At 77.0% G+C, this 23440-nt stretch carries 23 protein-coding genes and 1 pseudogene; 13 read left to right on the top strand and 11 right to left on the bottom strand.

All coding sequences use genetic code 11. The features are described 5' to 3' along the window. Nucleotides 1–12: 12 nt before the first annotated feature. From Sya03_RS11880 to Sya03_RS11870, 3 genes are read right to left on the bottom strand one after another with little or no spacing between them, the layout of a single operon-like run. Entirely contained in the window at nucleotides 13–1044 is a 1032-nt protein-coding gene (locus Sya03_RS11880) for a vWA domain-containing protein (RefSeq protein ID WP_203938282.1), read from the bottom strand. Continuing rightward, nucleotides 1037–1663, bottom strand: coding sequence for a class F sortase (locus Sya03_RS11875; protein ID WP_239107385.1), 627 nt, complete (start codon nucleotides 1661–1663; stop codon nucleotides 1037–1039). Before Sya03_RS11875 ends, Sya03_RS11880 begins: the two co-directional genes overlap by 8 nt. 2 nt (nucleotides 1664–1665) lie before the next feature. Beyond that, nucleotides 1666–2991, bottom strand: a complete 1326-nt coding sequence (locus Sya03_RS11870; protein ID WP_203938281.1) for a hypothetical protein — start codon at nucleotides 2989–2991, stop codon at nucleotides 1666–1668. A gap of 115 nt (nucleotides 2992–3106) precedes the next feature. Here Sya03_RS11870 and Sya03_RS11865 point away from each other — a divergent pair, with 115 nt between their 5' ends. The 7 genes from Sya03_RS11865 to Sya03_RS11835 all read left to right on the top strand — a co-directional run bounded on the left by Sya03_RS11865 (nucleotide 3107) and on the right by Sya03_RS11835 (nucleotide 10712). Next, on the top strand, nucleotides 3107–4804 hold the full coding sequence (locus tag Sya03_RS11865; protein WP_203938280.1) for a serine/threonine-protein kinase: 1698 nt from the start codon (nucleotides 3107–3109) through the stop codon (nucleotides 4802–4804). A 157-nt stretch (nucleotides 4805–4961) separates the two neighbouring features. Further along, a complete protein-coding gene (locus Sya03_RS30975) occupies nucleotides 4962–6278 on the top strand; it encodes a polysaccharide lyase family 7 protein (protein ID WP_239107384.1) in 1317 nt (438 codons plus the stop codon). Nucleotides 6279–6340: 62 nt separating this feature from the next. Beyond that, on the top strand, nucleotides 6341–6691 hold the full coding sequence (locus tag Sya03_RS11850; protein ID WP_203938279.1) for a PRC-barrel domain-containing protein: 351 nt from the start codon (nucleotides 6341–6343) through the stop codon (nucleotides 6689–6691). After that, nucleotides 6691–8313, top strand: coding sequence for a serine/threonine-protein kinase (locus Sya03_RS30970; protein WP_239107383.1), 1623 nt, complete (start codon nucleotides 6691–6693; stop codon nucleotides 8311–8313). The genes Sya03_RS11850 and Sya03_RS30970 overlap by 1 nt, the downstream gene beginning before the upstream one ends. 125 nt (nucleotides 8314–8438) lie before the next feature. Next, entirely contained in the window at nucleotides 8439–8936 is a 498-nt protein-coding gene (locus Sya03_RS30965) for a zinc-binding dehydrogenase (protein ID WP_239107382.1), read from the top strand. Between the two features lie 102 nt (nucleotides 8937–9038). Then, nucleotides 9039–9212: a CsbD family protein gene (locus Sya03_RS11840; RefSeq protein WP_203938277.1), complete on the top strand. Its 174-nt coding sequence runs from the start codon at nucleotides 9039–9041 to the stop codon at nucleotides 9210–9212. Nucleotides 9213–9359: 147 nt separating this feature from the next. Further along, nucleotides 9360–10712: an AI-2E family transporter gene (locus Sya03_RS11835; RefSeq protein ID WP_203938276.1), complete on the top strand. Its 1353-nt coding sequence runs from the start codon at nucleotides 9360–9362 to the stop codon at nucleotides 10710–10712. Between the two features lie 61 nt (nucleotides 10713–10773). On the opposite strand, the gene Sya03_RS30960 is transcribed toward Sya03_RS11835, so the two are convergent. After that, nucleotides 10774–11010 carry a preprotein translocase YidC gene (locus Sya03_RS30960; protein ID WP_239107381.1) on the bottom strand — a complete coding sequence of 79 codons (237 nt, stop codon included), beginning with the start codon at nucleotides 11008–11010 and terminating at the stop codon, nucleotides 10774–10776. Nucleotides 11011–11217: 207 nt separating this feature from the next. On the opposite strand from Sya03_RS30960, the gene Sya03_RS11825 reads away from it, so the two are divergent. After that, nucleotides 11218–12858 carry an ATP-binding protein gene (locus tag Sya03_RS11825; protein WP_239107380.1) on the top strand — a complete coding sequence of 547 codons (1641 nt, stop codon included), beginning with the start codon at nucleotides 11218–11220 and terminating at the stop codon, nucleotides 12856–12858. A gap of 10 nt (nucleotides 12859–12868) precedes the next feature. On the opposite strand, the gene Sya03_RS11820 is transcribed toward Sya03_RS11825, so the two are convergent. Next, nucleotides 12869–14134, bottom strand: coding sequence for an RNA polymerase sigma factor (locus tag Sya03_RS11820; protein WP_239107379.1), 1266 nt, complete (start codon nucleotides 14132–14134; stop codon nucleotides 12869–12871). Then, complete coding sequence (locus tag Sya03_RS11815; protein WP_203938275.1) at nucleotides 14131–14457, bottom strand: YciI family protein; 327 nt, start codon at nucleotides 14455–14457, stop codon at nucleotides 14131–14133. The genes Sya03_RS11820 and Sya03_RS11815 overlap by 4 nt, the downstream gene beginning before the upstream one ends. Before the next feature lie 104 nt (nucleotides 14458–14561). Between Sya03_RS11815 and Sya03_RS11810 the strand changes: the two genes are divergently transcribed. Together Sya03_RS11810 and Sya03_RS11805 are read left to right on the top strand one after the other, a co-directional pair. Further along, nucleotides 14562–15101 carry a dihydrofolate reductase family protein gene (locus tag Sya03_RS11810; protein ID WP_203938274.1) on the top strand — a complete coding sequence of 180 codons (540 nt, stop codon included), beginning with the start codon at nucleotides 14562–14564 and terminating at the stop codon, nucleotides 15099–15101. Between the two features lie 29 nt (nucleotides 15102–15130). Then, nucleotides 15131–15340, top strand: coding sequence for a DUF4287 domain-containing protein (locus Sya03_RS11805; RefSeq protein ID WP_203938273.1), 210 nt, complete (start codon nucleotides 15131–15133; stop codon nucleotides 15338–15340). Between the two features lie 17 nt (nucleotides 15341–15357). On the opposite strand, the gene Sya03_RS11800 is transcribed toward Sya03_RS11805, so the two are convergent. Together Sya03_RS11800 and Sya03_RS11795 are read right to left on the bottom strand one after the other, a co-directional pair. Continuing rightward, nucleotides 15358–15840 carry an SRPBCC family protein gene (locus tag Sya03_RS11800; RefSeq protein ID WP_203938272.1) on the bottom strand — a complete coding sequence of 161 codons (483 nt, stop codon included), beginning with the start codon at nucleotides 15838–15840 and terminating at the stop codon, nucleotides 15358–15360. After that, on the bottom strand, nucleotides 15837–16160 hold the full coding sequence (locus tag Sya03_RS11795; protein ID WP_203938271.1) for an ArsR/SmtB family transcription factor: 324 nt from the start codon (nucleotides 16158–16160) through the stop codon (nucleotides 15837–15839). The genes Sya03_RS11800 and Sya03_RS11795 overlap by 4 nt, the downstream gene beginning before the upstream one ends. 120 nt (nucleotides 16161–16280) lie before the next feature. On the opposite strand from Sya03_RS11795, the gene Sya03_RS11790 reads away from it, so the two are divergent. Together Sya03_RS11790 and mptB are read left to right on the top strand one after the other, a co-directional pair. Then, nucleotides 16281–17381, top strand: coding sequence for a winged helix DNA-binding domain-containing protein (locus Sya03_RS11790; RefSeq protein WP_203938270.1), 1101 nt, complete (start codon nucleotides 16281–16283; stop codon nucleotides 17379–17381). A gap of 111 nt (nucleotides 17382–17492) precedes the next feature. Continuing rightward, a complete protein-coding gene (mptB, locus tag Sya03_RS11785; RefSeq protein ID WP_203938269.1) occupies nucleotides 17493–18956 on the top strand; it encodes a polyprenol phosphomannose-dependent alpha 1,6 mannosyltransferase MptB in 1464 nt (487 codons plus the stop codon). Nucleotides 18957–19213: 257 nt separating this feature from the next. On the opposite strand, the pseudogene ligD reads toward mptB, so the two are convergent. Continuing rightward, nucleotides 19214–20143 (bottom strand): annotated as a pseudogene (gene ligD / locus Sya03_RS11780) (non-homologous end-joining DNA ligase); the annotation flags it as partial. 49 nt (nucleotides 20144–20192) lie between these two features. Next, nucleotides 20193–20888 (bottom strand): response regulator transcription factor, encoded by a 696-nt coding sequence (locus tag Sya03_RS11775; RefSeq protein WP_203938268.1) that lies wholly within the window; start codon nucleotides 20886–20888, stop codon nucleotides 20193–20195. Between the two features lie 169 nt (nucleotides 20889–21057). On the opposite strand from Sya03_RS11775, the gene Sya03_RS11770 reads away from it, so the two are divergent. After that, nucleotides 21058–22428 (top strand): MFS transporter, encoded by a 1371-nt coding sequence (locus Sya03_RS11770; RefSeq protein WP_203938267.1) that lies wholly within the window; start codon nucleotides 21058–21060, stop codon nucleotides 22426–22428. A gap of 116 nt (nucleotides 22429–22544) precedes the next feature. Here the strand turns inward: Sya03_RS11770 and Sya03_RS11765 are convergent, their stop codons facing one another. Further along, a complete protein-coding gene (locus Sya03_RS11765; RefSeq protein ID WP_203938266.1) occupies nucleotides 22545–23432 on the bottom strand; it encodes a siderophore-interacting protein in 888 nt (295 codons plus the stop codon). Nucleotides 23433–23440: the final 8 nt, after the last annotated feature.

The following is a 23440-nucleotide window of genomic DNA, read 5'->3' as shown; positions in this document are numbered from 1 at the left end:
CCCACCGCCCCGTCACCGCCGCGGCGGCAGCTCCTCCGGGCGGCGGGCGGCCAGGCGCAGCCCGAGCAGCGCCGCGGCCGCCGCGGCCACCCCCGCGCCCGCCCACCACCAGGCGGACGGGCGCTCGCGGGCGGGCGGGTCGCCGGCCGGCACGATCGCGGTGCCCGCCAGCGCGGCGCCGCCGCCGTCGATCCGGACCGCCACCGGGGCCGGCCGGTCGGCGGGCGTCGCGAACGTGACCAGGCAGCGCCCGCGCAGCGTGGCGGCCACCTGGTCGAGCGCCGGGCCCGCCGCGGGCGCCGCGCCGGCCGCGGCGGGGGCGAAGAAGCCGCCGGTGGCCCGGACCGCGGCCGACCAGTAGCCGCTGTGTGCGGCCGCGCCGGCCACGACGAGGATGACGCCCTCGCGCGCCAGCCGCCGGCCGAGGGCGGCGGCGCTCTCCGGCCCGGCGTCCGCGCCCGAGGTGTACAGCACGATGAGCCGCCGGCCCGGCGGGCCCGGCCGGAACTGGCGCACCGCCAGGGTGAGCGCCTCGGCGGTGCGCCGCTCGCCGCCCGGCTCCACCGTGCTCAGCGCGCGCACCACCCCGGCCGCGCCCGGCTGCGGCGCCGGGCGCAGCGACGGCGGCGTGGTGTCCGCGACCACCACCGTGCGGGCGGCCGCGGGCGCCTCCAGCGCGAACCGGGCGGCGGCGCTCAGCCAGGTCGGCAGCGCCGCCGCACCGTCCGCCGACGCGTCCACGACCAGCGCGACCGCGAGGTCGTCCGACAGCACCGGCCGCAGCGTCGCCGGCCGCGGCACCCCGCCGACCGTCACGGTCACCGTGCCGGCGCCCGTCGCGGCGCCCGCGCCGCCGGTCGTCGCCGGCCCGGCGCCCAGGTCGGCGACCAGGGCCGTCTCCCGGTCGCCCGGCAGCACCGCGACCACCGGCAGGTCGGCGGCCAGGGCGGGGGAGGGCGGGGCGGGGGAGGCGGCCGCCGGGCCCGCGGCGAGGGCGGCCGCCAGCACGGCCGCCGCGGCCGCGGCGACCCGCCGGTCAGGCACGGTCGGCCAGCACGATGACATTGTCCCGGTAGCTCCCGCGGGTCCGGTCGAAGGCGCCGCCGCACGTCACCAGGCGCAAGGCGGGCAGCAGGGTCGGGGCGTAGACGAGGTCGGTGGGGAAGCGGCCCTTGGGCACCTGCCGCACCCCGGTCACCCGGAACGTCACCGTGGTGCCGTCCGCCCGGTCGACGTGGACGGCCGCGCCGGGCCGCAGCCGGGACAGGTGCAGGAACACGCCCGGCCCCTCCTCGGAGTCCACGTGGCCGAGCAGCACCGCGGGACCCGCCTGGCCGGGGCGGGGGCCGGCGGCGTACCAGCCGGCGACGTCGGCCCGGTCCGGCACGGCGACCGTCCCGTCCGGACCGCGGCCCAGGTGCTGCAACGGGGCCGCGGACAGCCGCAGCGCGGGGATCCGCAGCCGCACCGGCGCCGCCACGGCCGCGTAGGTGCGGGTGGACCGGAACGCCTGCGCCGGGTGCCGGGCCGCCGCCGTCGCCACCGCGGGTGCCGCTCCCGGCGGGGCCGGCTCCGCCGCGGGCGACGGGGCCGCGCCGGCCAGGCCGGTCGCCACGGGGACGGCCAGCGCGGCGAGCATCGCGGCGCGGACGGCGGCGTGCACGGTCAGCGCCCCGCCATCCCGCCGTGCCCGGTCTGCGCGCCGCCCACCGGCAGCCCCGCCGCGACCGTCGCCCCGAACGCGTCGGCCAGCTGCCGTGCCACCTCGGACATGTGGTCGTAGGTCTCGTACGCGACGGTGTGCGCCGTGGAGTAGTCGCGCTCGGCGAACGCGTCGGCGTGCCGCAGCAGCATGTCGTCGTGGGCCACCAGCGCCTGCGTCAGGCCCGCCGTCGTCAGCCGCCGCTCCGTCGCGCCCTCCAGGAAGGACGCCAGCCTGCCCTCGAAGGCGCGCAGGTTCGCCCGGGCCAGGTCCCGCTTCGCCCGGTCCTCACCCGCCGCGGCGTAGGCCACCAGCTGGTCGACGTGCGACGCCCACAGCGTCTGGAACCGGCCCGCGGCGTCCGCGCCGAAGAGGCTGTCCATCGCGGTCGCCAGGGCGCGGGTGTTGTCGTCCACCAGCTCGGCGGCGGCCGTGAAGTCGGGGGCGTCCGTCGCCGCCGCCCGGGTCACGTCCACCACCAGGAACACGTGCTCGGCGAGCAGCTTGCCCAGCTGGGCGCGCAGCTGCCAGATCGGCTCGCGCAGCGTGGCCGCGTCGGCGGGCGGCAGCAGCGCCCCGGCCAGCACCCCGCCCATGTCGTAGGTGTGCCGGTACGCCTCCCGGTAGGTCCGGTCGGCCCGGGCGAAGTCCTGCTCGGCGTACGCGTCGGCCTGCTCCAGCAGGTGGTCGACGTGCTGCAGGACCGCCGTGCGCGCGTCGGCGGGGCTCAGCCGCCCGCCGGACGCCCCGGCGAAGAACGTGCCCAGCCGCAGCTCGAAGTCGGTCAGGTTCTTGCGGGCCGCGTCGCGGGCGGCGTCGTCCTGCTCCGCGACCGCGCCGGCGTAGCCGAACAGCGCCACCACGTGGTCGCGCCACAGTGGCTCGAACTGCTGCCCGGCCGCGGCGCCGAACATGTCTCCCACCAGCGCCGTCATCGCCTGGGTGTTGCGGCCCAGCGCGGCGTCGGCGGCCTGCACGAAGTCGTCGTCGCCGCGCAGCCGGCCGCGCATGAACCCGGTCGCGAGCGTCGAGTGCTGCCCGAGCAGGGCCTGCAGCCGCAGCGCCTGCTCCGCCGCCGGTTTTGCGCCCGCCCGCCCCGCCGGGAGAGCCGGGCCGCCGGCCGGGCCGCCGGCCGGGGCGGCGTGTCCGGCGTGGTCGGCGGGTCCGGCGGGTGCGGTCGGGGCCCGTGCGGCCGGGCGGTGGGCCGGGGCCGGGGCGGACCCGGTCGGCAGCAGGACGGCCACCGTGAGCGGCACGATCGCCAAACGGCGCCAGCGGGTTCCGCGCATGTCCATCATCGCCCGACGTTGATCGGAGATTGCGGTCGCCCCGAATTTACGCCCGATGGGAGACCCGGTCGAGACGCGCTTTCGCATCGCCACCCGGAGGCGGAAGATGGGGTCCATGCGGGGTGCCGAGCCGGTCATCGCCGGCCGTTACCGTGTCGTCCGCCCCATCGGGGCCGGCGGCATGGGCCGCGTGTGGCTGGCCGTCGACGAGATGCTCGACCGGGACGTCGCGATCAAGGAGGTCGTGATCCCCGGCCACCTCGCGCTCGGCGCCCGCGAGCTGGTCCGCGAGTGGACACTGCAGGAGGCGCAGGCCGCCGCCCGGGTCAGCCACCCCAACGTCATCCGGGTGTACGACGTGCTGGAGGACCAGGACCGGCCGTTGATCGTGATGGAGCACGTGCCGTCGCGGTCGCTGCTGCAGCTGATCGAGCGGGCCGGGCCGCTGCCCGTGCGCCGGGTCGCCTCGGTCGGGCTCGCCCTGCTGTCCGCGCTGGAGGCCGCCCGCGCCGCCGGGGTGCTGCACCACGACGTCAAGCCCAGCAACGTGCTGATCGCCCACGACGGCCGGGTCGTGCTCACCGACTTCGGCTCGGCCGTGACGGCGAACGGCCCCGGCCCGCTCGCCGGGGCGCGCACCGTGTTCGGCTCGCCCGACTACCTCGCCCCGGAACGGCTCGCCGACGGCGGCACCACGGAGCTGGCGGACCTGTGGTCGCTCGGCGCGACGCTGTACCACGCGGTGGAGGGCCGGCCCCCGTACGCGCGGGACAGCACGGCGTCCACCATCCGCGCCCTGACCACCGCGGAACCGGACCCGACGCGCCGCGCCGGGCCGCTCGCCCCGGTGCTGGCCGGGCTGCTGCGACGCGACCCGGCGGCGCGCATGCCGGCGGCCGAGGTGGCCCGCCGGTTCGCCGCGCTGTCCGGCGAGGAGCCGCCCCTGCCCGACCCGCTGGGGCTGCCCGACGGGCCCGCGACCCACCCGCCCGCCGTGGCCCGGCCGGCGGGCCACGCGTCCGTCGGCGTGGCCGCATCCGGCGCCGGCGCTCCCGCCGCCGGCCGCTTCGATGGCCGGGCCGCCGGCCGGACCGACGACCGGTGGGGCGACGCGCCCGGCCGGCTCGCGGTGCGGTGGGCGGCCGTGGACGGTCCGGCCGGCCGGGCCCGGCGGGCCCGGCCCGTCGCCGTCCTGGTGGCGGCGCTGGCGATCGTGGCCGCCGCCGCCGTCGCCGCGGACCGCCCGCCGGACCTGCGGCCCGGCGGCGGCCTCGTCGCCGGACCTACGGCCGGCCCCGCCACCGGCCCCGGCGCCGGGAGCACCGCCGGGCCGTCCGCCGGGTCGGGCGGGGGCGTGGCCGTGTCGCCCGCGTTCGTGCTGCCGCCCGGCTTCACGTGGCGGCAGGACCGCACCGGGTTCCGGGTGGCCCTGCCCGCGGCGTGGCGGGGCGGGCCGCGGGGCGCCGGCACCGTGCTGTTCAGCGCGCCCGGCGGGCAGCCCAGCCTGCGGATCGGCCCGTGGACGCCCGGCGGCGGAGACCCGGTCACCACGCTGGTCGCGGCCGAGCGGCGGGTGGAGCTGCCCGCGTACCGGCGGCTGCGGATCGAGGCGCTGCCCGAGCCGGCCGACGGGGTGTGGGAGTACACCTACCGGGACGCCCGGGACCGGCGGGTGCGGGTCCTCGACCGGGTGGTGACCCGGGACGGGCGGGCGTACCTGCTCGAGTGGCGGGCGCCGGCCGGCGCGTGGGCCGCGCACCTGCCCGCGTTCGCCGTGGCGGTGGAAAGCTTCCGGCCGCCGGCGCGCGACTGACCGCGCCTTAACAGAAGCTTATTTCTTACTCCTGAACAAAGTCAGGAGCTGCTGAAACACGCAGTCCGGCGGCGCGCACGGGTTGACCTTGATGGATGCGGGTGTTAGCTCTACGGGGCCACAACGGCATGACCACCGTCGAAGGGCCCGCTCAGTCATGGTGCACCGCACGAAGATCCTCGCGATCGTCTCCTCCGTGGCCGTCGCCGGCACGCTGGGCGCGATCGGCGTCACCCAGGCGCTCGCCGCCACCGCCGGCCCGATCCGGGGCCTGGGCGGCAAGTGCGTCGACGTGGCGGGTGCGGCCACCGCCGACGGCACCCGGATCCAGCTCTTCGACTGCAACGGCACCGGCGCCCAGAAGTGGACCGTCGGCGACGACGGCACCGTGCGCGCGCTCGGCAAGTGCATGACCGGGGCCGGGGCCGGCACCGGCAGCGGCGCGAAGGTGCACCTCGCCGGCTGCACCGGGTCGGCCGCCCAGACCTGGAAGGCGGCCGCAGGCGCCCTGGTCAACGGCCGGTCCGGGCTGTGTCTCGACGCCACCGACCGCAGCTCCGCCAATCGCACCGCCCTGCAGGTGTGGTCCTGCACCGGCGGCTCGAACCAGCGCTGGACGCTGCCGGGCAGCACCACCCCGCCGACCACCCCGCCGACGAGCGCGCCCACCACCGGACCGACGGCCGCACCCACCACGGCGCCGCCGACCACCGCACCGCCGACCACCGCACCGACCACCCCGCCGACGAGCAAGCCGCCGACCACCCCGCCGACCACGCCGCCCGGCGGCGGGCTCGACCGCGACGCGTCGCCCGGGGCCAACTTCGACCTCGCCGTCTGGCAGCTCCAGCAGCCCGTCGGCTCGCCCGGCAGGCCCGTCACCATCTCGCCGTCCCGGCTCGAAGGCGGCTACCAGGACCAGTTCTTCTACACCGACCCCGCCGACGGCGCGATGACGTTCTTCGCCCCGGAGAAGGGCGTCACCACGCCGAACTCCAAGTTCGCCCGCTCCGAGCTGCGCGAGATGAACCGCAACGGCGGCGGCGCCGACTGGTCGCTGAAGGGCACCCACCGGATGAGCGCCACCCTGCGCGTGGTGTCGGTGACCCGCAACGTCGCCATCGGCCAGATCAAGCTCGGCAGCGGCGGCCCGTCCACCAAGCCCCTCGCCGAGCTGTACTACCGGGCGAACGGCGACGTCATCATCGGCATCGAGAAGACCGCCGCCGGCGGGCAGACGCTGTACACGCTGGGCAGGGTGCCGGTCGGCACGAAGTTCAGCTACGCCATCGCCGTGGTCGGCGGCCGCATCCAGATCACCCTGAACGGCGCCACGAGCAGCTACGCGATCCACTCCTCGTTCCTGCCGTACCGGCAGTACTTCAAGGCCGGCTCGTACAACCAGTCGTCGTCGGACAGCACCACCAACGGCGCCCGGGTCGCCTTCTACTCCCTGACCGTCTCGCACAGCTGACCGGTGGCGGCGGCGGGACCGCGACGCGTTTCCGCCGGGCGCGGTGGGGCATCTGGTACGGCATGTTCCCTGCTGAGAATTTGCGCGACTGGCACGGCGAGAAGGTCATCGACCCGGCCGGCGACAAGATCGGCGAGCTGGAGGGCGTGTACGTCGACACGACCACCGACCAGCCGTCGTTCGTCACGGTGCGGGTCGGCTTCATCGGCCGGTACCGGCTCGTCTTCGTGCCCGTGGCCGGGGCGACCGTGTCGCCGAACGCCGTCCGGGTGCGCTACGACAAGAAGATCGTGTCCGACGCCCCCGCCATCGACACCGACGGGGAGCTGACCGCGGCCGACGAACCGGCCGTGTTCGAGCACTACGGGCTGCCGTACGACGGCGCCACCGGGCGGCGGCTGGCGCGCCGCTGATGGACACCGGCGCCGTCGTCGCGAACCGTTACCGGCTGGTCGAGCTGCTCGGCACGGGCGGCATGTCCGTGGTGTGGCGCGCCCACGACGAGGTGCTCGACCGCGACGTCGCCGTCAAGGTCCTGTCGCCGCGGTTGGCGGCCGACGCCGCCGTGCTGCGGCACCTGCGCGCCGAGGCGCGGGCCGCCGGGCAGCTGCGCCACCCGCACGTCGTCGGCGTGTACGACTACGGCGAGTGGCAGGTGCCCGGGCGCCCGCGCACGCCGTTCGTCGTCATGGAGCTGGTCGACGGCCGGACGGTCGGCCAGCTGCTGACCGGCGGTCCGCAGCCGTGGCGGCTCACCGCCCTGGTGTGCGGCCAGGTCGCCGCGGCGCTGGCGGCCGCCCACGAGCGCGGCGTCGTGCATCGCGACGTCAAGCCGGGCAACGTCATGGTCACCTCGGCCGGGGTGAAGCTGGTCGACTTCGGCATCTCGGCGCTGGCCGGGCAGGCCGACGGCGCGGGCGGCGAACTGCTCGGCACCCCCGCCTACCTGGCCCCGGAGCGGCTCGCGGGGGCCGCGGTGGTGCCCGCCAGCGACGTGTACGCCCTGGGCCTGCTCATCTACCAGATGCTGGCCGGCCGCCTGCCCTGGCAGACGTCGACGACGACGGAGATGCTGCGCGCCCACCTGTACCGGGAGCCGGCGCCGCTGCCCGACACGGCCGTCGCGCCGGCGGAGCTGCGCGCGCTGTGCCACCGCTGCCTGGCGAAGGACCCGGCGGACCGGCCGGCCGCCGCCGAGGTCGCGCAGGCCCTGTTCACCGCGGCCGGCGTGCCCGTCACCGGCGACCTGCTCGCCGGGGCGGGGCCCGCGGAGCCGGACGGCGAGACGACCGTCGCGCACCCCCCACCCGCGCCCGCACCGGCGCGGCGTCGTGGCGGGCTGCGGACCCGGCGCACCGCCGTGGTGGCCGCGCTCCTGCTGGGCGCCGTCACCGCCGGAGCCACCGCGCTGCTCGGCCGCGGCGGCGCCGACACCCCGGCGCCGGCCGCCGCCGCCGCGGGACCGGCGGCCGCGCCGGCGCCCGCCGCCGCACCCGCCGGAGATCCGCGCTGCACCGTCCGGTACACCGTCCGCTCCGTCACCGGCGGCCGGGCCGCGACCGCCGTCACCGTCACCCACACCGGTCCGGCGGACGTCGCGCCGTGGCGGGTCGCCTTCACCGTCCCGGCCGGCCAGCGGGTGCTGCGCGGCTGGTCGCACCAGTGGCGGCAGGACGGCACCCTCGTCGAGGCCTCCGGCGAGCGGCTGCCCGCGGGCCGGAGCGTCGCGACCGGCTTCGACGGCGCCTTCGCCGGCCAGTGGACGGCGCCCAGCGCGCCGCGGCTGAACGGGCGGGAGTGCGCGACGGAGGTCGCGTTCGCGGGCGCCCCGGTGGTCCGCACCACCGCGCCCGCCCGCTCCACGGGTGGGGGAGCGGCGGAGCAGCCGGCCCGGAACCCCGGCGAGCCGGCGGCGACGGACACCGGCACGCAGGCCGGGCCCGCCCCGGCGGCGGACGAGCCGGCGAAGCCCGAGAAGCCCGAGAAGAAGGACAAGAAGGAGAAGCCCGAGAAGCCCGGCAAGCCGGAGAAGTAGGACCGCCCGGCGGCCCGGGCGCTGCCCCACGGCGCCCTCGCCGAGTACGCGCTGGCCGACGCCGCCCACCTGTACCCGGCCCCGTCCGAGGTGGACGACGTCCGCGCCGCGGCCCTGTTCGTGGCGTGCCAGACGGCTGGGTCGGCCTGCACCACCGCGCCGGCCTGCGGGCCGGGGAGACGCTGCTCGTGCACGCCGCCGCGGGCGGGGTCGGCAGCGCGGCGGTGCAGCTCGGCGCGGCGGCCGGCGCCCGGGTCGTCGGCGTGGCCGGCGGGCCGGACAAGGCGGCGGTGGCGCGGCGGCTCGGCGCCGAGGTGGTCGTCGACCGCACCGCCCACTCCGATCCCGCGTCGTTCGTGGCCGCCCTGCGGGAGGCGTGCGGGCCGGGCGGCGCCGACGTCGTGTACGACCCGGTCGGCGGGGCGGCGTTCGCGGCGGGCGACATCCCGCGGGCGGCCGCCAACCATGCCCTGGTGAAGAACTACGGCGTCCTCGGGCTGCACGGGGGGCTGTACCGGTCGCGCCGGCCGGAGGTGGTGCGGGCGGCGGCGGAGGAGCCGGCCGGGCTGGTCGCGCGCGGCGCCGTCGACACCACGGGCCGCGTCGTGGTCGAGGTGGGCTGAGCCGGACCGCGCGGGACGGGATTGGGTGGCGGCCGAGCGGGTACTCACCCTGTGAAGCGTTCGGCCGCGATCCGCAGTCGACCTGGACCTGAGGAGCTCGACATGGGCATGGACGACAAGATCGACAACAAGTCCGAGGAACTGGGCGGCAAGGTCAAGGAGGGCCTGGGCAGGGCCACCGACGACGAGCAGCTCGAGGCAGAGGGCCGGACCGACCAGACGAAGTCGAACGTCAAGCAGGCCGGCGAGAAGATCAAGGACGCCTTCAAGTCCTGATCCCGGCACTCACCCGACGAGGCACGTGCGGCGCATCGCCGCACGTGCCTTCGCGTGTCCGGACGGGTGTCAGCGGGGCGCCGGAGGGTACTCACCATCCGATATCGACGGCGCCTCCTGTCGTCGAGCCCGAAGGGGGTGGCCGGCGTGCGGCGGTGGACGGCGACAGTGCGGGAGCGGGCGAGGGCGCGCCTGCAGGCCGCGCAGCGGACGGGCCCGCCTCCGTTCAACGACTCCGGCCTGAACGGGCGCGAGGCGCAGGTGCTGGTCGTCGAGCCGGACCGGTCCGGCGAGCGGGAGCTGGTGCCGCGCGGCATCCAGGTCGCGGCGGCCTGGTCGTGGCGGCTCATCCTGCTCGTCGCCGGCGTGTACGTGCTCCTCCGCGTGATCAGCATGCTGACGGTCGTGGTCATCCCGATCGCGGTGGCGCTGCTGCTCGCCGCGCTGCTGCAGCCCGCGGCCGCCGCCCTGCACCGGCGCGGCATGCGCGACTCGCTCGCCGCGGGGCTGGTGCTGGTCACCGGCCTGGTCGCGGTCTTCGGCACGCTGGGCCTGATCGTCCAGACGTTCGTGTCGCAGTTCGACGACCTCGCCACCCAGGTGCGCCAGGGCGTCGACGAGGTGCAGGACTGGCTGGCCCGCGGGCCGCTGAAGATCAGCGACCAGCGCTTCAGCGACCTGCTGGAGCGCGGTCAGCAGCAGCTGACCGAGAACCAGGGCGCGCTGACCGCCGGGGCGCTGAGCACCGCGACCACGCTCGGCCACGTCGTCACCGGCTTCTTCCTGGTGATGTTCACCCTGTTCTTCTTCCTGCGCGACGGCGACCGGATCTGGACGTTCCTGTGCCGGCTGCTGCCGCGCCCGGCCCGGGTCCCGGTGGCGCGGGCGGGCCACTACTCGTGGCACACCCTGATCTCGTACGTGCGGGCCACCGTGCTGGTCGCGTTCGTGGACGCGGTCGGCATCGGCATCGGCCTGGTCATCCTGGACGTGCCGCTGGCCCTGCCGCTGGCCGCGCTCGTGTTCCTCGGCGCGTTCATCCCGGTCGTCGGCGCCACGGTCTCGGGCGCGGTCGCCGTGCTCGTGGCCCTGGTGACGCAGGGGCCGGTCAGCGCGCTGGTGATCCTGCTGATCGTCATCGCCGTGCAACAGCTGGAGGGCCACGTCCTGCAGCCGCTCATCATGGGCCGGGCGGTGGCGTTGCACCCGCTGGCCGTCATCCTGGCGATCGCCACCGGCATCGTGACCGCGGGCATCGTCGGCGGCCTCGTGGCCGTCCCGCTGCTCGCGGTCGTCAACACCGCGGTGCGCTACCTGCGCGACCACCCGTCGGGCGAGCCCACCCCGGACCGGGAGCCCCCGGGCACCCGCCCGGCCGACCCGGACGACGCCGAGGACGAGGCCGAGGAGGCCGACCGCCGCGCCGACCGCGAGGGCGGCCTGCCCTCGACCGCCGACTCTACGGACGCCGAACAGACGCAGCCCTCCGCGGCGCGCTGAGCCGGGCCTCCGGCGGGCACGGGTGTGCCCGCCGGAGGCCCGGACCCGCTCAGTCCGCGGCTCAGTCCGCGGCGTCGGGGTGCCCCGGCATGCCCGACCCGCCGCCGCTGCCGCCGGACGACCCGCCGGCCGTGCCCGCGCCGTCCCCGCCGGTCACCTCGTCGTCGGAGTCCGGCCCGGGGGCGCTCGGCGGCCGGTTGCCGGCCGCCACCTCCCTGGGGGTCAGGGGCGCGTCCGCGCCGTCCTCGGCGGCACCCCGCTCGACCGCCTCGTGGCCGGACCCGTGCTCTGCGGTCATCGTGTCCTCCTCGTTCACGGGGTGGGGTGAGCCCGTCCGGGCGCCGGCCGGCGCGGACGGGCTCGGCGGTGCTGCGGCGGCCTTCCCTGGGGTGCCGGCCCAAACCCGGACGAGGGGTGACGACGAGCCCGCTCGGTGTACCCCTTAGGGCGATTTGCCGTATACATAAGGTTTGAGCATTTAGTGGCTGGGTAAGGGCGACGAGTTATGACGGCATGGAGCGACACGGGGCACGCGTACCCGTCGGCCGCGGAGGACGACGTGGCCGTGGGCGCGATGGAGCTGCGCTCCGGAGGCATGTCGCAGACCGCCGCCGACCGGCTCGCCGCCCTCACGGCGCGGGGCGCGCGCGCCCGCACGGCCGCCATCCACCTCGTCGACGGCGGCCAGCTCAACCTCATCGGCGGCCACCAGTTGCCCGCCGGGTTCCAGCGGATGCGGCCGGTGGCGGTCTCCTCGACGCTGGCCGGCATCGTGCTGCGGACCCGGCTCCCGCTGATCATCACGGACGTCGACGCGGACGTGCGGGTGCCCGCTGACGCCCCCGCCCGCACCGTCGGGCTGCGCTGCTACGCCGGTTTCCCCGTGCGCGACCCGGCCGGCGCCGTCGTCGGGGTCTGCGCCGTCATGGACGAGCGGCCCCGCGAGTGGGAGGCCGGCGAGCTGGCCGCCGTGGACGACGGGGCCCAGGCGTGCACCACCTTCGTCGGCGAGCAGCTCGCCCGCGAGGCCGAACGGCGCCAGCGCAACTTCCTCGACACCCTGCTCGACAGCCTCGACACCGGCGTGGTCGCGTGCGACGCGGACGGCCGGCTCATCGTCGTCAACCGGTCGCTGCGGTCGCGGCTCGGCATCGAGGCGGTGGGGGAGTGCGCCCGCGAGTGGGCCGCCCGGGTGCCGGTGACCCGGCCCGACGGCGCGCCGGTCACCGCCGAGCGGATGCCGCTGCTGCGGGCGCTGGACGGCGAGCAGGTCCGCGGCGACGAGCAGGTCATCCACGTCGCCGGGCAGGGACGCCGGCTGTTCCGGGTCAACGGTCACCCGATCACCGAGGGGGGCGGCCGGCGGCTCGGCGCCGTGTCGGTATTCCACGACATCACGGAGGCGCGCCGCGCCGAGGAGCTGCAGCGCGCGCTCACCCGCAGCAAGGACGAGTACCTCAACCTCGTCGGCCACGAGCTGCGCAGCCCGCTGACCATCATCGCGTCCTACCTGGAACTCGTCGGCGACAGCGACCCGCAGTCCCCGCTCGCCGACGCCCTGCCGATGGTCGCCGCCGCCCAGCGCGGCAGCGACCGGCTGCGCCGCCTGGTCGAGGCCCTGCTCGACCTGTCCGCGCTGGACTCCGGCCACGCCACCATCGAGCCGCTGGAGATCAACCTCGCCGCGGTCGTCGCCGCCAGCGTGCGCGACGCCGAGGCCGGCGCGCACGCCAAGGGCCTCATCGTCACGGCGGACCTGCCCGACCGCGTCGCGATGCACGGCGACCCCGACCGGCTCGCCCAGGTCGTCGGCACGCTGCTCGACAACGCCGTCACCTACACGCCCGCGGGCGGGACGATCACCGTGCGCCTCACCGCGACCGGCGCCGACGCCACGCTGGAGGTCACCGACACCGGTGTCGGCGTGCCGCCGCACGAGCGCCCGCACGTCTTCGACCGGTTCTTCCGCGGCGCGGTCACCACCGAGCGCTCCATCCCGGGCGCCGGCCTCGGCCTGGCCACCGCGCTGCTCGTCGCCGAACGGCACCACGGCACGATCACCGTCGCCCCGAACCCGCACCGCGCGGGCACGACCTTCCGCCTCACGCTGCCGCTGCGGCCGCCGGAGGAGCCCGCCGCCGAGTGACGCCCGGCGGTCAGGGCGCCGCGCGGCGCAGCAGGGTGTCGCGCTCCGCGCGGTTGCGGGTCAGGGCGGCCGCCCGGGCGAACTCGGCCCGGGCCTCGGCGTGCCGGCCGAGCCGGGCCAGCAGGTCGCCGCGCACCGCCGGCAGCAGGTGGTAGCCGCGCAGCGCCGGGTGGCCGGCGACCGCGTCCACGATCGCCAGCGCCGGCCGCGGGCCCTCGGCCATGGCGACGGCGACGGCGCGGTTGAGCTCCACCACCGGCGTCGGGGTGAGCCGGTGCAGGGTGGCGTACAGGGCGGCGATGGTGGCCCAGTCGGTGTCCGCGGCCCGGCGGGCGCGGGCGTGGCAGGCGGCGATCGCGGCCTGCAGTACGTACGGGCCGACCGGCCGGCCCGGCCGCTCGGCGCGCAGCAGGGCGGCGTAGCCGCGCCGGATCAGCAGCGGGTCCCACCGGCCCCGGTTCTGCTCCAGCAGGGGCACCGGCTCGCCGTCCGGGCCGGTGCGGGCCGCGTTGCGCGACGCCTGGATCTCCATGAGCGCCACCAGGCCGTGCACCTCCGGCTCGTCCGGCGCCAGCTCGGCGAGCATCCGGCCCAGCCGCAGGGCCTCGTGGGTCAGCTCCGGGCGCAGCCAGTCGTCCCCCGCGGTGGCGGTGTAGCCCTCGTTGAAGATCAGGTAGACGACCTCCAGCACCGACGACAGCCGCGCCGGGCGCTCGGCGGGCGGCGGGATCGCGAACGGGATCCGCCGGTCGGCCAGGATGCGCTTCGCGCGCACGATGCGCTGGGCGGCGGTGGGCTCGGCGACGACGAACGCGCGCGCGATCTCGGCCGTCGTGAGGCCGCCGAGCACCCGCAGCGTCAGCGCCACCCGCGACTCGGCGGGCAGCGCCGGGTGGCACGCGACGAAGATCAGCCGCAGCACGTCGTCGGGGATGGCGTCGGAGTCCAGCACGGCGTCGAAGTCGGCCTGGCCGTGCGCGCGCCGGTCCGCCTCGGCGGCGCGGCCCAGCTCGGCGACGTTCGCGGCGAGCCGGTCGTCGCGGCGCAGCCGGTCGATGGCGCGGTGTTTCGCCGTGGTCATCAGCCACCCGGCCGGGTTCGGCGGCAGGCCGCGCTCCGGCCACTCCGTCAGCGCCGCCACGAGCGCGTCCTGGGCCAGCTCCTCGGCGAGGCCCACGTCGCGGACGAGCCGGGCCAGCGCGGCCACGATGCGGGCGGACTCCAGCCGCCAGACCGCCTCGACGGCGGCCCGGGCGGGATCGCGCTCGGGCGTCACTCCGGGCCGTACACCTGGCGCAGGTCGCCCTCGCCGTCCTTGACGAGCGCCCAGAACCGCCGGCTCAGCTCGACCGCCTCCTCCTTCGACCGCACGTCGATGAGCGCGAAGCTGACGATCGTCTCCTTGGCCTCGGCGTACGGGCCGTCGGTGAACGTGGCCCGGCCGCCGGCGGCGGTGACGTGGGTGCCCTCCATCGCCAGCCCGCCGGTGGCCAGCAGCACGCCCGCGCTCGTCAGCTCCTGCACGAACGCCGCCATGTCGGCGTAGAGCTGCTCGTCGGCCTGCGGGCCGCCGCCGTTCATCGTCATGAGAAACCGCATCGGGACATCCAACCAAACTTTTTCCGGCGGCCTGTCGATCCCGGCCCGGCCCGTTCGCTGCGTCGGTGAAGGACCCGGAACGACAACCCCGAAGGAGCACCCCCATGCGTACGATCACCGTCGCCGCATTCACCTCGCTGGACGGCGTCGTCGAGTCGCCCGAGCGCTGGCACATGCCGTGCGCCGACGAGGAGATGTTCGCCGTCATGTACCCGGCCGACAGCGACATGGACACGATGCTGCTGGGCCGCACCACCTACGACAGCTTCGCCGGGGCGTTCGCGGGCGCGGGGCCGGACGACCCGGTGGCGGCCCGGATGAACGCGCCCGCCAAGGTGGTGGTGACCTCGTCGCCGGAGACCGTGACATGGGCGAACTCCACCCCGCTGACCGGCGACGTGGTGGCCGGCGTGCGGGCGCTGAAGGAGCGCCCGGGCGGCTCGATCTCGGTGATCGGCAGCACCACGCTGGCCCGCACGCTGCTGGCCGCCGGGCTGGTCGACGAGCTGAGCCTGCTGCTGCACCCGCTGGCGGTGGGGAAGGGCGCCCGGCTGTTCCCGCACGACGGTCCCGCCGCCCGGTTCGCCCTGGCCGGCTGCGCGCCGCTGCGCAGCGGCGTCGTCCACCTGCGCTACACCGCCTGATTCGCCCGCCGCCCCGGAGAGGAACCGTCATGACCGTCCCCGCCAAGGGCACCGCGTACTTCCCCGCCATCGAGAAGAGGTACGGCAAGCCGATCGCGCACTGGCAGGAGCTGCTGCGCCGGTACCGGGCCGAGCACCCGGACGCCCGGCACATGCAGCAGGTCGCCTGGCTGAAGGACCAGCACGGCCTGGGTCACGGCCACGCCAACGCGCTCGTGGCCGCGACCCCGGCCGGCTGAACCGCGCCGGCCGCCGGTCAGCCGCCCGCCGGGAACAGGGCGGCGAACCGGGACAGGTACAGCGGCCAGCCCTCGTCGTGGGCGACGCCGTCGCGCAGCGACTCCCAGCCGGGCCCGTGCCGGTCGAGGTGGCGGTGCGTCAGCTCGACGACCGTGCGCTGCGGCGTCTCGGCGACGAACGTCACCTCGACCTCGCTGGTGTGCTCCGGGTCGTCCTCGACCTGCCAGGTGGGGCCGATGTCCCAGCTGAACACGACGCGGTCCGGCGGCTCGTAGGCCAGCACGCGCGCCCAGCGGCACTCGGTGCCGTCGGTGCCGCGGTCGTAGATGTGCCCGCCGACCTTCGGCTCGAACACGGTCTCGGCGATGGGGACGCCGAGGATGTTGTGTTCCGGCGGCTTGACGTCGCCGAAGCGCTCGGTGAACACGGTGAAGGCGCGCTCGATCGGCGCCTGCACCACGATCCGGCGGCGCACCTCCACGGCTGCGGTGTCGGTCATGGGGACTCCTCGTCCGGTTGTTCGACGACGTCCTGGTACGTCGCCAGGGCGCGGCTCCAGTAGGTGTCGAGCTGGTCCCGCAGCGCCGCCACACCGGCCGGGTTGAGCCGGTAGACCCGGCGGGTGCCGGCGGCCCGGTCGGTGACCAGCCCGGCCTCCTTGAGCACCTTCAGGTGCTGGGAGACGGCGGGCCGGCTGATCGGCAGCTCGTCGGCGAGCTCGCCGACGGCGCACGGGCCGTCGGCCAGGCGCGCGACGATGGCGCGCCGGGACGGGTCACCCAGCGCCTCCCAGCCGTCGCCTGCTTGGTAAGTAGCCACGAACGGAAAGCTACGACTTACCGATGGGTTCCGTCAACCCCCGGCGGACGCGGGGAAGAGGTCACACCCTGACCGCTGGGGCTGCCAGGGTGAGGCCATGCGTACGACGAAGACCTGGCGATGACCGTCCTCGGCGCCCGGGCGCTCAACCGGGCCACGCTCGCCCGCCAGCTGCTGCTCGACCGGGCCGATCTGCCGGTGCTCGACGCCGTCGCGCACCTCGGCGGGCTGCAGGCGCAGGAACCGCAGGAGCCGTTCACCGGGCTCTGGTCGCGGCTGCGCGCCTTCGACCCGGCGGCGCTGTCCGGGCTGCTGCTCGAGCGCGCCGTCGTGCGGACCCACCTGATGCGCCGCACCGTGCACCTGGTCACGGCCGCCGACGCGCTGGCCTGGCGGGCCCGGCACGACCCCATGCTGCGCCAGCGGGTGCTCGGCGCGTACCGCCGGGAGCTGGCCGGGGTCGACCTCGACCGGCTCGCGGCGGACGCCCGGGTGCTGCTGGCCGACGGTGAGCCGCGCACCACGGCCGAGATCGCGGCGGCGCTGGCCGCGCGCTGGCCGGAGCCCGGGCCGCGGGCGCTGGGGGAGATGGTGATCGCCGGGCTCGTGCCGACGGTGCAGGTGCCGCCGCGCGGGCTCTGGCGCACCCGGGCCGGCGTGCGCACCGTGCCGCTGTCGGCCTGGCTGGGCCGCGACGCCGACCCGCCCGCCGCCGACGACGGCGGCGCCGACCCCGTCGGGCGGCAGCTGGTGCGGCGCTACCTGGCCGCGTACGGGCCCGCCGCCACCGCCGACGTGCGCGCCTGGAGCGGCCTCGCGGGGCTGCCCGCCGCGGTGGCGGCGATACGCGACGAGCTGGTCTCCTTCCGCGACGAGCGGGGCCGGGAGCTGCTGGACCTGCCCGGGGCGCCGCGCCCGGCGGAGGACACGCCCGCCCCCGTGCGATTCCTGCCGGCGTTCGACAACGCGATCCTCGGCTACGACGACCGCAGCCGGATCATCGACGACGCCCACCGCAACCTGTCGGTCGCCGGTGAGCGCGTCGTCCTGGTCGACGGCCGGGTCGCCGCCACCTGGACCGTCACCGGAGGGGCGGTGACCGTGACGCCGCTGCGCGCGCTCGGCCGGGCCGACCGCGCCGCGGTGGCCGATGAGGGGGGCGCGCTGGCCGCGTTCCTGTCCGGCGGCGACAGCGACCGGGTGGAGGTCGCCTCCGCCTGAAGTCGTAGCCCGCGGCGGCCGGCCTGCGACTTTCGGGCCGGTCACGGGCGGTGCAAGGCCCCTCCGCAGGGCGATGTGCCGGACCGGCCGTGCTCGGCACGATCTTGGGCCATGACATCCACGTTGATCGCTCCTCCGGTCCCGGTCCGGGCGGCCCGACCCGCGGCGCACGCCCCCGCGGGCCGGTTCGGCCTCGCCCGGTGGGGCGGCTTCGCCGCGGCCGCCGTCCTCGCCGCCGTCACGTCGGGCGTGCCCCTGCCGGGCCTCGCCGTCACCGCCGGCGGGCTGCTCGCCATGGCCGGGGTCGCCGCCGCCTGGCTGGCGCTGGGCGCCGTCGCCGCCACCGTGCCCGTCCGGCGGCTGGTCGCGGTCGCCGCGCTGTGGGCGTCGCCGCTGCTGATCAGCCGGCCGCTGTTCAGCGGGGACGTGTGGAGCTACCTGGCGCAGGGGCTGATCGTCGCCCGCGGGCAGGACCCGTACACGCTCGGGCCGGCGCAGGCGCTCGGCGCGGACTCGGCGGTCACCCGGCACGTCAGCCCGTACTGGATGGACACCCCCGCGCCGTACGGGCCCGGCTGGGAGGCGCTGTCCGGCCTGGTCGGCCGCCTCACCGGCGAGCACCTGGCCGCGGGCGTGCTGCTGTACCGGCTCGTCGCCGTCGCCGGGGTGCTGATGATCGCGTGGGCGCTGCCCCGGCTGGCCCGCCGCGCCGGGGTGCCCGCGTCCCGGGCGGTGTGGCTGGGCCTGCTCAACCCGCTCGTGCTGTGGCACCTGGTCACCGGCGTCCACAACGACGCCCTCATGCTCGGCCTGCTGCTGGCCGGCGTCGAACTGGTGCTGGCCGGGGCGGGCCTGGGCGCGCCCGCGGCCGCGGCGCGCGTCGTCGCCGGGTTCGGCCTGATCACGCTGGCCGCGAACGTCAAGGTGGTGGCCGCCGGGGCGGGCTGCGTGCTCGCCGTCCACCTCGCCCGCCGGCACCGCCGCCCCGCCCTGACGCTGTTGCTGGCGGCGGGCGGCGGCGCCGCCCTCACCGTGGCGATCTGCCTGGGCACCGGGCTGGGCTTCGGGTGGATCGAGGCGCTCGGCTCGTCGAGCGGCGTGCACAGCTGGCTGGCCCCGACGAACCAGGTGGGCTTCCTGATCGGTGGCGCCGGCTCCCTGGCCGGCGCCGACCTCACCGCGGGCGCGATCCACGCCGCCCGGACGGCCGGGGCCGTGGCGGGCGCGGCCGGGGCGGGCTGGGTGCTGTGGCGGGTGTACCGGGGCCGCACGGACCCGCTGCGCGGCATCGGGCTGCTGTTCGCCGTCATGGTGGTGTGCGGGCCGGTGCTGCACCCCTGGTACGTGCTGTGGGCGATCCTGCCGCTCGCCGCGTCCGCCCGGTCGGTCCGGGAGGTGCGCCGGCTGGCCGGGGTGAGCGTCGTGCTGGCCGTCGCCCTGCCGCCCGCGGGCCACGGGGTGGCCGCCCTCGCCGGCGGGTACGCGCTCGCGGCGCTGGTGGTGGCCGCCGCCGTGCCGGCGTACCGCCTGCTGAGCGCCCGGCCCGCGCCGCTGCTCGCCCCGCTGCCGGCCTAGGCCGACAGGCGCCCGCCCGCGACCGGGGCGTCGACCAGGTCGCCGAGGTCCACGTCGACGCCGTGCAGGATGCGCTCCACGTCGGCCAGGTCGAGCCAGTCGAACGTGTTGTCGTCGTGGCTGAGCCGGTACCAGCGGCTGGCGCCCCGGTGCATGATGTCGACCCGCCACCGGCCGTCGCGCGTCTGCATCGCCCCGGCCACGCTCGCCGAGGGCGGCACCGCGTCGCCGGCGGGCCCGCCCTCGGGGCGGCGCGCCTCGGCCGGGGTGCGGTCCGGCCGCAGGCCCCGCCACGACGGGTGGCGCAGGCGGCCGTCCGGCGTCCAGTTGCGGTAGGCGACCTCGCCGACCAGCACCGGCTCCACCCACCGGACGCCGCGGGCGTGCTCGCGCGGGACCACCAGCGGCGCCGACCGGCGCTCCAGCGGGCCGAGCTGCCGCTGCAGGTCGCGCAGCATGGCGTCGGTGAAGCCGGTGCCGACGCCGCCGGCGAACGACAGCGTGCCGTCCGGGCCGGTCACCGCCAGCACCAGCGAGCCGATCGTGCCGGCTCGGCGGCCGGTGCCCGGCTTCCAGCCGGCGACCACCACCTCCTGGTGGTGGCTGAACGGGACCTTCACCCAGGACGGCGAGCGCTGCCCCGGCCGGTACACCGCGTCGAGCCGCTTCGCCACGACGCCCTCCAGGCCGCGCGCCGCGGCGGCCGCGGTCACGGCGGCCGGGTCGGCCCCGGCGAACACCTCCGGCACCTGGACGACGTCGCCGGCCGGGCCCAGCGCGTCGAGCAGCTCGCGGCGGCGCCGGTACGGCAGGCCCGTGAGGTCCTCGCCGTCGAGGTGCATCAGGTCGAACACGTAGTACCGGACCGGCACCTGCGCCACCAGACTCGCGGCCGGGTCGTGGACGTGCATCCGGCGCTGGAGCTGCGCGAACGACGGCCGCCCGGCCGCGTCCAGCGCCACGATCTCGCCGTCGAGCACCGCGTCGTGCCCGGCGAGCAGCGCGGCCACCTCGGCCAGCTCGGGGTAGGAGGCGGTGATGTCGCGGTCGTTGCGGCTGAACGCCTGCACCCGGCCGCCGAGCAGGTGCACGACGGCGCGCACGCCGTCCCACTTGAACTCGTAGGCCCAGCCGGGGCCGCGCGGCGCCGGGCCGGCGGTGGCCAGCATCGGCGAGATCGACTCCATCCCTTCAGTGGCGCTGATCTGTCCGCCCTGGTCAAGCCGGGTGCGCGAACTACACGGCTGAAGTTCGCCCGGCCCCCGGCACGACGAGCCGGAAGCCGACGCCGCGCCGCGTCTCGATCCACGCCGGGTCGCCGAGCTTGCGCCGCAGGCTCGCCACGTGGAAGTCGAGGGTCTTGCCCGGGCCGAAGAAGTTCGGCGCCCACACCGACTCCAGCAGCTGCCGCCGCGGCACCACCGCGCCCGGGTCGGCGGCCAGCGCCAGCAGCAGGTAGTACTCCTTCGGCGCCAGCGCCACCGGCTCGCCGCGCAGCCGCACCTCGTGGGTGCGCCGGTCGACGGCCAGCGGGCCCAGCCGCAACGACCCGTCGCCCGCGGTCGCCGCCGGGCGGGTGCGGCGGCCCACCGCGTGCATGCGCGCCACCAGCTCCCGCACGCTGAACGGCTTCGCCAGGTAGTCGTCGGCGCCCAGCTCCAGGCCGAGCACCCGGTCGGCCTCGTCGCCGCGCGCGGTCAGCATGATCAGCGGGACGTCGCCGTCCCGGCGCAGCCGCCGGCACACCTCCAGCCCGTCGATGTCGGGCAGGCCCAGGTCGAGCAGCACCATCTCGGCGGGCGGCTCGCCGGGACGCGCGGCCAGCGCCGCCGCCCCGGTGGCCACCCGCCGCACCGCCATCCCGTACCGGGCCAGCCCGTCGGCCAGCGGCTCCGCGATCGAGTCGTCGTCCTCGACCAGCAGCACCCTCATCGCGCCGTGTCCCTCGTCACGGCGGGGGATACGGGCGCGGGGGCCGCCGCGGTTGAACGGCGGCCACCGTGACCGGACACACGCCGTTGCCGGCCCGTCACCGTTGCGGCCGGGCGCGCCCGCGAGACAGGGTTGACCACGGCCCGGCATTCGAGTGGAAGGCAGCACAGTGGTCCTGCGACCCGGAGCCCGCGCCTGGATCGTCTGGGGTGCGGCGCTCGCCGCGTACGTCGTGGCCGTCCTGCACCGCACCTCGCTCGGCGTCGCCGGCCTGGAGGCGCAGGCCCACTTCGGCATCGGCGCGAGCGCGGTGGCCTCGTTCGCCGTGCTCCAGCTGCTCGTCTACGCCGCCCTGCAGGTGCCCGTCGGCGTGCTGCTCGACCGGTTCGGCTCGCTGCGGCTCATCGTGGCCGGGGCGGTGCTCATGGCGGCCGGCCAGGCCCTGATGGCGTTCGCCGCCGACACCGGCGGCGCCGTGGCCGCCCGCATCCTGGTCGGCGCCGGCGACGCCATGACGTTCATCAGCGTGCTGCGGCTCGTGCCGCAGTGGTTCCCGTCCCGCCGGGTGCCCGTGATCACCCAGCTCACCGGGCTCGTCGGCCAGGCCGGTCAGGTGCTCAGCGCCGTGCCGCTGGCCGCCCTGCTCGGCCACGCCGGGTGGACGCCCGCGTTCCTCGCGGCCGCCGGGACCGGCTTCGTCGTCGCGGCCGCCGCGGCCGCCGCCCTGCGCGACACCCCGCAGCGGCGGGTCAGCTCCGGCGAGGCGGTGTCGCTGCGGCAGCTCGGCGGCGACCTGAGCAGCGCGTGGCGCCACCCCGGCACCCGGCTGGGCCTGTGGACGCACTTCACCACCCAGTTCCCCGGCACCGTGTTCGCGCTGATGTGGGGCTTCCCGTTCCTCGTCGCCGGGCAGGGCCTCAGCCGCGCGACGGCCGGGGCGCTGCTGACCCTGTTCGTGCTGACCGGCATCGCGGCCGGCCCGGTCATCGGCGTGCTGGTGCAGCGCCACCCGATGCGCCGCTCCTGGCTGGTGCTCGGCGTGATCGCCGCCAACGCCGCCGGGTGGGCGCTGGTGCTCGCCTGGCCCGGCGCGGCGCCGCTGCCCGTCCTGGTGCTGCTCGTGCTCGCCCTCGGGCTGGGCGGCCCCGGCTCGATGATCGGCTTCGAGTTCGCCCGCACGTTCAACCCGCCGAACCGCCTCGGCACCGCCACCGGCATCGTCAACGTGGGCGGCTTCGTCGCGTCCCTGCTGACCATCCTGCTGATCGGCCTGATCCTGGACGCCCGCACCGGCGGCGCCGCCACCTACGCCATCGCCGACTTCAAGGTCGCGATGGCGGTGCAGTACCTGGTCGGCGTCGTGGGCGTGGCCGGCATCCTGCGCACCCGCCACCTGGTGCGCCGCCGCCTCGCCGAGGACGGCGTGGTCGTCCGCCCGGTCCGCGTCGCCCTCGCCGAACGCGGCTGGCTGCGCTCGCCTCAACCCGCGGCGCCCGCGGCCGGAACAGTCGGCGGCCGGAGCAGCTCCGGCCGGGGCTGACCCGGGGGAGCGGGCGGGCGCACCGCCGGCCGGCCGTACCGGCTGCGCGCGGCGTTTTCGGGCGACGGCACGAACGCCGCCACCACCGGGCCGTGGTTGACGCTGAGGTTCGCCCGCTAGTTCTCGGCGTGGCCGCGGCGCCAGTAGCCCATGAACGCGATCGCGCGCCGGTCCAGCCCGCGTTCGCTGACCAGGTGGCGGCGCAGCCCGCGGATCGTCGAGGCCTCGCCGGCCAGCCACGCGTACACCGGGGTCTCGGCGGGGGCGTCCGGGACGTCCCACAGGATGCCGGTGTCCGCGGCGGTGTCGTCGCGGCCCGCCGCCGCGGACGCGCGCAGCGCCGGCAGCAGCGAGTCGGCGGTGACGGCGGCGGTCAGGCGGCTGCCGTGCGCGGCGGTGCCGCGGGGCAGCCAGGTGACGGAGACGCCGGCAGGGGCGGCGACCGGCAGGGCGTCCGCCTCGCCGGGTACCTCCAGCAGCGCGTGGCCGGTGGCGTCGGCGGGCAGGCGTTCGAGGATGGCGCAGATGGCCGGGGCGGCGGTCTCGTCGCCGGCGAGCAGCAGGGCGGAGCCCGCCGGCGGGCGGAACTCGATGCCGCCGTGGGTGCCGGGGTAGCCCGCGTCGGGGCCGACGACGGCCAGCTCGGCGCCCGGCGCGGCGCGCAGCGCCCAGCGCCCGGCCGGGCCGGTGTCGCCGTGCAGGACGAAGTCGACGTCGATCTCGCGCCGGTCGGCGCGCACGTGCCGGGCGGTGTAGGTGCGCAGCGGCGGGCGCTCGGCGTCGGGCAGGGCGCGCCAGCCCTCGTACCAGGCGGTGCCGTGCGGGAACCGGGTGCCCGGCACCGGCACGGCGACCTTGATCCGCTGGTCCCAGCCGTTGTCGGCGAACCGGTCGAGGTCGGGCCCGGTGAGGGTGACCCGCAGGAACGACGGGCTGAGCCGGCGCACGGCGCGGACCTCGGTGGCGAACGTGCGCCAGGGGGCGACGGCGAGGGTCGATGTCACGGTGTCTC

Origin of the sequence: Spirilliplanes yamanashiensis (genome assembly GCF_016863475.1) — a bacterium.
Taxonomy (GTDB): domain Bacteria; phylum Actinomycetota; class Actinomycetes; order Mycobacteriales; family Micromonosporaceae; genus Spirilliplanes; species Spirilliplanes yamanashiensis.
The sequence above is the reverse complement of the archived record's forward strand: the minus strand, read 5'-3'. Positions and strand labels throughout refer to the sequence as shown.